This window comes from Streptomyces sp. NRRL S-37, assembly GCF_000721605.1.
In the GTDB taxonomy this organism is placed as follows: Bacteria; Actinomycetota; Actinomycetes; order Streptomycetales; family Streptomycetaceae; genus Streptomyces.
Map to the genome: position 1 here is coordinate 65,138 of NZ_JOIZ01000024.1, position 6,323 is coordinate 71,460.

A 6,323-nucleotide genomic window follows, 5' to 3' on the forward strand; every position below is an offset into this window, starting at 1 on the left:
CTGATCACGGGGAAGGGAATTCTCAGTGCTTCGGACAGGAGGCACGTCCGTGGGAACCGCTTCGCCGGCCGCGGGCCTGTCGTGGTCCGAGCCGCCGTTTCCCACGGGGTCTGTCCATCCGGCACCCCGCTCAGGGAGGTGCGCGTGATGCGTACCGTCAGTCCCAGGAAGCAGCACCCCCACGACGACGCCCCCGACACGGCGGGGGACTTCGCGCGCCTGGCCCGGCTGCCCGAAGGGCCCGAACGCAGGATGCTGCGCGACGCGCTGGTCATGGCCTGGCTGCCCATGGCCGAGCGCATCGCCGTCCGTTTCCGGGGCCGCGGTGAGGCCCTGGAGGATCTGTACCAGGTGGCGGCCCTCGGCCTGGTCAAGGCGGTGGACCACTACGACCCGGCGCGCGGCAACGCCTTCGAGGCGTACGCCGTGCCGACGATCACCGGCGAGATCAAGCGCCACTTCCGCGACCACATGTGGACGCTGCACGTGCCGCGCCGGGTCCAGGACCTGCGCAACCGGGTGCGGCACGCGGCGAAGGAGCTGGCGCAGACCACTCCGGGCCGCTCCCCCACGGTCGCCGAGATCGCCGCGCACACCCTGCTGACCGAGAGCGAGGTGCGCACCGGGATGGAGGCCCTGGAGTGCTTCTCCGCGCTGTCGCTGGAGGCGGAGATGCCGGGCACCGACGGCTACGCCCTGGGCGACGCGATCGGCGGCCCCGATCCTGCCTACGACACCGTCGTCGACCGGGTGGCGGTGCGGCCCTGTCTGGAGGCGCTGCCGGAGCGCGAGCGGCTCATCCTCTACCTGAGGTTCTTCCGGGGGATGACGCAGAGCGACATCGCCGGGCAGCTCGGCATCTCGCAGATGCACGTCTCCCGGCTGCTCAGCGGCTGCTTCGCCCATCTGCGCGAGGAACTGTTCGCCGAGGCCGAGGCCGGCTGAGCGGGGCGGGCCGGGCGGGACGCGTCAGTCCTCCGGCGGCACGCCCGGGATCTGGGTGGGGCCGAGCCGGTCCAGGACCTCCTCCAGCACCGTCCGCACCTCCGCCGGCAGGAGCCCGGTGCGCCCCCAGACGAGGATCAGGTCGGCCACGTTGCGGAGTTTGATGTTCGTGCGCTGGGAGACCTCCTTCAGCACGGTCCAGCCCTGGTCGGGCGAGACCCGTCCGAGCGCGACGATCATGCCGATCGCCTGGTCCACCACCGCGTGCGAGACGACCGCGTCCTTCAGCTGCTGGACTTCCTCCTCCAGCTGGAGGATGCGGTCGGCGCCCCCGTCCGTGGGCATGGTCACCTCCGGGTCCGGTGTGCCGCTCTCGTGGTGCCTTCGCATAGTGCTTGAGTGCCTTCACCCAGTGTCCGATCCATCCATCGTCGCCACTGCGGCCGCCCCGCGCCACCGGGGCGGCCCGGGGCGGCGGGGCCACCGTTTCGGTGCCGCCGCCGGGGTACTCGGCAGGCGCCCGGAGGGGTACCCGGCGGACACTGGTGCCATCCGGGTGGCTGCCGGGCCGACGAGATCAGGACGCGACTGTTATGAACCACGACATGCCCTCCCCCGCCGGCGCGACGCAGGTCTTCTCGACGCACTCCGTGTTCGGGACGCCCTGCTGGGTGAGCCTGACCAGCCGTGACATGCAGACGACCGAGGAGTTCTACGGGGCCGTGCTGGGCTGGAAGTGGCGTCCGGTGCGCCTCGGCGACCGGTTCCGCATCGCCCTGTCCGAGGGCCGGCCGGTGGCCGGGATCGCCGACGTCGCCGGCATGTGGCAGATGGCGGTGGCGTGGACGCCGTACTTCGCGGTGCGCAGCGCCGACGAGGCCGCGGGGCGGGTGCAGGAGCGCGGCGGCACCGCGGCGGTCGGCCCGATCTCCCTGCCGCCCGGACGCGCGGCGCTGCTGGCCGACCGGGACGGGGCGACGTTCGGGGTCTGGGAGGGCGAGCTGTTCAGCGACTGGCCCACCTGGCGCCGCGCGCAGCTCGCGTTCGTCCGGCTGCACACCCGTGACGCCTTCGACGCCGCGATCTTCTACGGCGGGGTCTTCGACTGGGCGTCCGACAAGCCGGGCTGTGTCGAGGTGGAGTACGAGGGCGAGGAAGTGGTGCTGCGCAGCGAGGGGGACGTGGTGGCGCGGATCGAGTCGGGGGCGGCGGAGTCGGCTCCCGACCCCACGGTCCGGCCGCACTGGCAGGTGCACTTCTCCGTGAAGGACGTGGCCGCCTGTGCCCGTGCCGCGGAACGGCACGGCGGCAGTGTGCTCTCCCTGGGCGCCGACGAGGCCGTGCTCCGCGACAACGAGGGCGCCCAGTTCACGGTGACGTCACGCCGCGGGCGCTGACGCCTCGCGGGCCCGCCGGTCACTTCGGCGTGCGGGACGGGCGGGACAGCAGGACCAGACTGCGGGGGCCCGCGGTGAGGACGGCGCCGGCCTTGTGCTCCGCTTCGTCGGGGGTGCCCTCCGGGTCGGCGGTGTCGATCAGGGCCGTCCAGCGCTCACCGTAGGAGACGGGCGGCAGGCGGAATCCGGCGGGCTCCCAGTGGCTGTTGAGCAGCAGCAGGAAGGAGTCGTCGACCAGGCGCCGGCCGCGCGGGCCGGGTTCGGCGATGGCGTCGCCGTTGAGGAACACCCCGACCGAGTGGGCGTCCGAGCGCCGCCAGTCGTCGTCGGTCATCTCCCGCCCGTCGGGCAGCAGCCACACCAGGTCGGGCAGCGGCTGGCCGGCGTGGCGCACGGTCTCGCCCCGGAAGAAGCGGCGGCGGCGCAGCACGGGGTGGGCGAGGCGCAGCGAGATGAGCCTTCGGGTGAAGTCCAGCAGGTCGCGCTGTTCGCCGGTGAGCCGCCAGTCGATCCAGCTGGTCTCGTTGTCCTGGCAGTAGGCGTTGTTGTTGCCGCGCTGGGTGCGGCCCAGTTCGTCGCCGTGGGAGAGCATCGGGATGCCCTGGGAGAGCAGCAGGGTGGCGAGGAAGTTGCGCTGCTGGCGGGCGCGGAGTTCGCGTACGGCCGGATCGCGGGTGGGGCCCTCGACGCCGCAGTTCCAGGACCGGTTGTTGCTCTCGCCGTCCCGGTCGCCCTCGCCGTTGGCCTCGTTGTGCTTGTCGTTGTACGAGACGAGGTCGCGCAGGGTGAAGCCGTCGTGCGCGGTGACGAAGTTGACGCTGGCGCGCGGGCGGCGTCCGTGGTGCGCGTACAGGTCGGAGGAGCCGGTCAGCCGGGAGGCGAACTCGCCGAGGCTGTGTTCCTCGCCGCGCCAGAAGTCCCGTACGGCGTCCCGGTACAGGCCGTTCCACTCCGACCACAGCGGGGGGAAGTTGCCCACCTGGTAGCCGCCCTCGCCCACGTCCCAGGGTTCGGCGATCAGTTTGACGCGGCTGATCACCGGGTCCTGCTGGATGAGGTCGAAGAACGCCGACAGCCGGTCGACCTCGTGGAACTGCCGGGCCAGGGTGGCGGCGAGGTCGAAGCGGAAGCCGTCGACGTGCATCTCGGTGACCCAGTACCGGAGCGAGTCCATGATCAGCTGGAGGACGTAGGGGTGCCGCATCAGCAGGCTGTTGCCGGTGCCGGTGGTGTCGTAGTAGTGCGCCCAGTCGCCGTCCACCAGGCGGTAGTACGAGGCGTTGTCGATGCCCCGGAAGGAGAGGGTGGGGCCCTTCTCGTTGCCCTCGGCGGTGTGGTTGTAGACGACGTCGAGGATGACTTCGAGTCCGGCCGCGTGGAGGGTCTTCACCATCTCCTTGAACTCGGTGACCTGTTGGCCCCGGGTGCCGCGGGCGGCGTAGGCGTTGTGCGGGGCGAAGAAGCCGATGGTGTTGTAGCCCCAGTAGTTGGCCAGGCCGCGTCCCTGCAGCACACCGTCCTGGACGAACTGGTGGACCGGCATCAGCTCGACGGCGGTGACGCCGAGCGAGGTGAGGTGTTCGATCACCGCGGGGTGCGCCAGTCCGGCGTAGGTGCCCCGGAGTTCGGCGGGGACGTCGGGGTGGGTGCGGGTGAGGCCCTTGACGTGGGCCTCGTAGATCACGGTGTCGGAGTAGGGGCGGCAGGGCCGGGTGTCGTCGCCCCAGTCGAAGGCGGGGTCGGTCACCACGCCGAGCATGGTGTGCCCGGCACTGTCGGCGGGGTCGGGGCCGTGCGGGGCGCGCTCGTACAGCGAGGGGTGGTTGTCGATCTGGCCGTCCACCGCGGTGGCGTAGGGGTCGAGGAGCAGTTTCGCCGGGTTGCAGCGGTCGCCGGCCGCCGGGGCCCAGGGGCCGTGCACCCGGTAGCCGTAGCGCTGTCCGGGGCCGACACCGGGGAGGTAGCCGTGCCGGACGAAGCCGTCGGCCTCGGTGAGCCGTGTGGTGGTGTGCCGTCCCTCGTCGTCGACCAGCACCAGGTCGACGCGTTCGGCGACCTCGCTGAAGAGCGCGAAGTTGGTGCCCTCGCCGTCGTAGGACGCGCCCAGCGGGTAGGGGCGCCCGCTCCAGGCGGGCGCCCCTTTCCGGTTCTGTCGCCGGGTCACCGGACTTCCTCCAGGAGGCCGTCCGGCAGGCGTACCCGGCCGGTGAGCGTGGCGACGCTCACCTCGCGGGGGAGGTCCAGGCCCTCGCTCTCGCGCGGGTCGGGCGCGGTCGGCACGAGGGGGACGCGTTCGCCGGCGCGGGCGCGCTGCGAGAACCAGATGACCTTGCTGCCGTTCTCGGTGGCGCAGCAGCCCCAGCCGTCGCTGCTCGCCGCGATGTGCTCGAGGCAGCCGCGCAGCTCCTGGTCGGGGCGCAGGGAGCGGTTGTTGTCACCGATGGCCGTGATGAGGTGCTGGCCGTTCCACCACATCTCGATCGAGGTGTTCTTGTCGGTGGCGTGCTCGTCGATGGCCCGCAGCAGCATCTCGGCGCCGCCGCAGACGGGCTCCACCAGGTTTTCCAGGTCCCAGAACCGGAGGTGAGCGGCCAGTATGCGGCTGACCTGTCCCACCCTCTCGGGGCTGACTTCCACGTCGAGGTGGTAGTAGCAGGGCACTGCGGTCTTCATGGTCGTTGGCTCCTCACGCGAAGCTCTCGTCCTCCTCGCCCCCGCGGGGCGAGCCCCCGAACACAGAACGTGAGCGGGTATCGCTTCTGAGTCACTTTTCAGGGTGAGGGGGTTGGTCCGTTCGTGCAACACGAGCACCCTCCCGTGACTCCCGGGGCGGCGTCCGGACGGAGACGGCCGCGGCATGCCACCCCCGGTGATTGAAAAGCCAACAAGACGTTGCGTCATCACCCGTGCACCATGTGTGAAGACCTCGATCGCCGTTACGGGTCCGTGCATCCGCGCGCACGGCCGCCGCCCGACCGCCGGGACAACGCGCCTCGAATCGAGCCCCGGAAAGGTGCACGGCGCCATGCTGCTCCCCGCCAAAGCCGAAGTCGCCCGGCAGTTGCGTCGCTACCGGGCCTGGGAACGCGTGATGCTGGCGGCCCCGGCCGATCACACGGCACGAGCCACCTTCGAGGACGCCGGCTACACGCTCTGTGTACTGATGGGCAAGCGCTGCGCACGGGAGGCGGCGGACGCCGCCGAACGGTATCTGCGCACCACCCTCGTCACCTATCTGCAGGAACAGAACGACACGCCCCGTACGGCGGCCGCGGTCCGACGGGGACCGCCGGCCGTCGAGCGGCGCTCCCCGGCGGGAAGGCAGTGACCTTCCCGCCGCTGTCTGGTCCCACGCCCGGGCGTCCGCCCGGGCGTCGAGCACGGCGGAGGTGCACAGATCCATGAAGACGAGCCGGACCATCGGCCGTGTCCCGGTACGGGACGTCCGGCCGTCCGTGGACTGCGGCAGGCGGCCGGCCAAGGCCGTCGTGGGCGAGACGTTCGAGGTCACGGCGACCGTGTTCCGGGAGGGGCACGACGCGGTGGCCGCCAACGTGGTGCTGAGGGATCCCGAAGGGCGGCCGGGACCGTTCACGCCGATGCGGGAGCTGGCGCCGGGCAGTGACCGGTGGGGCGCTGAGGTCGTCGCGGACGGCCCGGGCCGGTGGACCTACCACGTCGAGGCGTGGGGGGATCCCGTGGCCACCTGGCGCAGGACCGCCGGCGTCAAGGTCCCGGCGGGCATCGACACCGGGCTGGTGCTGGAGGAGGGCGCCGACCTCCACGAGCGTGCGGCCACCGGGGTTCCGCGGGACGACGGACGGGCCGTGGTCCTCGCCGCGGCCGAGACCCTGAGGGACGACTCCCTGCCCTGTGCCACCAGGCTGGCGGCGGCGTTGACGCCGGAGGTGGACGCGGTGCTGGCCCGGCATCCGCTGCGGGAACTGGTCACCGGCAGTGAGCCGCTGCCGCTGCTGGTGG

General features: G+C 71.9%; 7 protein-coding genes. 4 read left to right on the plus strand and 3 right to left on the minus strand.

The annotated features are described in order from the left end of the window. The first annotated feature begins 147 nt into the window (after positions 1-147). Positions 148-945: an RNA polymerase sigma factor SigF gene (locus IH50_RS0130790; protein ID WP_030869602.1), complete on the plus strand. Its 798-nt coding sequence runs from the start codon at positions 148-150 to the stop codon at positions 943-945. 24 nt (positions 946-969) lie between these two features. On the opposite strand, the gene IH50_RS0130795 is transcribed toward IH50_RS0130790, so the two are convergent. After that, positions 970-1,296, minus strand: coding sequence for an ANTAR domain-containing protein (locus tag IH50_RS0130795; RefSeq protein ID WP_030869604.1), 327 nt, complete (start codon positions 1,294-1,296; stop codon positions 970-972). A gap of 242 nt (positions 1,297-1,538) precedes the next feature. On the opposite strand from IH50_RS0130795, the gene IH50_RS0130800 reads away from it, so the two are divergent. Continuing rightward, a complete protein-coding gene (locus IH50_RS0130800; protein ID WP_030869614.1) occupies positions 1,539-2,342 on the plus strand; it encodes a VOC family protein in 804 nt (267 codons plus the stop codon). A 19-nt stretch (positions 2,343-2,361) separates the two neighbouring features. Here the strand turns inward: IH50_RS0130800 and glgX are convergent, their stop codons facing one another. Continuing rightward, the gene (gene glgX, locus IH50_RS0130805) at positions 2,362-4,506 is read right to left on the minus strand and encodes a glycogen debranching protein GlgX (RefSeq protein ID WP_030869615.1); all 2,145 of its coding nucleotides are present in this window, start codon (positions 4,504-4,506) and stop codon (positions 2,362-2,364) included. Then, complete coding sequence (locus IH50_RS0130810) at positions 4,503-5,015, minus strand: hypothetical protein (RefSeq protein WP_030869617.1); 513 nt, start codon at positions 5,013-5,015, stop codon at positions 4,503-4,505. The genes glgX and IH50_RS0130810 overlap by 4 nt, the downstream gene beginning before the upstream one ends. Before the next feature lie 352 nt (positions 5,016-5,367). Between IH50_RS0130810 and IH50_RS0130815 the strand changes: the two genes are divergently transcribed. Then, positions 5,368-5,670: a DUF5133 domain-containing protein gene (locus tag IH50_RS0130815; protein WP_030869618.1), complete on the plus strand. Its 303-nt coding sequence runs from the start codon at positions 5,368-5,370 to the stop codon at positions 5,668-5,670. A gap of 73 nt (positions 5,671-5,743) precedes the next feature. Beyond that, on the plus strand, positions 5,744-6,323 hold a 580-nt coding region (locus IH50_RS0130820; RefSeq protein ID WP_030869620.1), incomplete at its 3' end, for a maltotransferase domain-containing protein.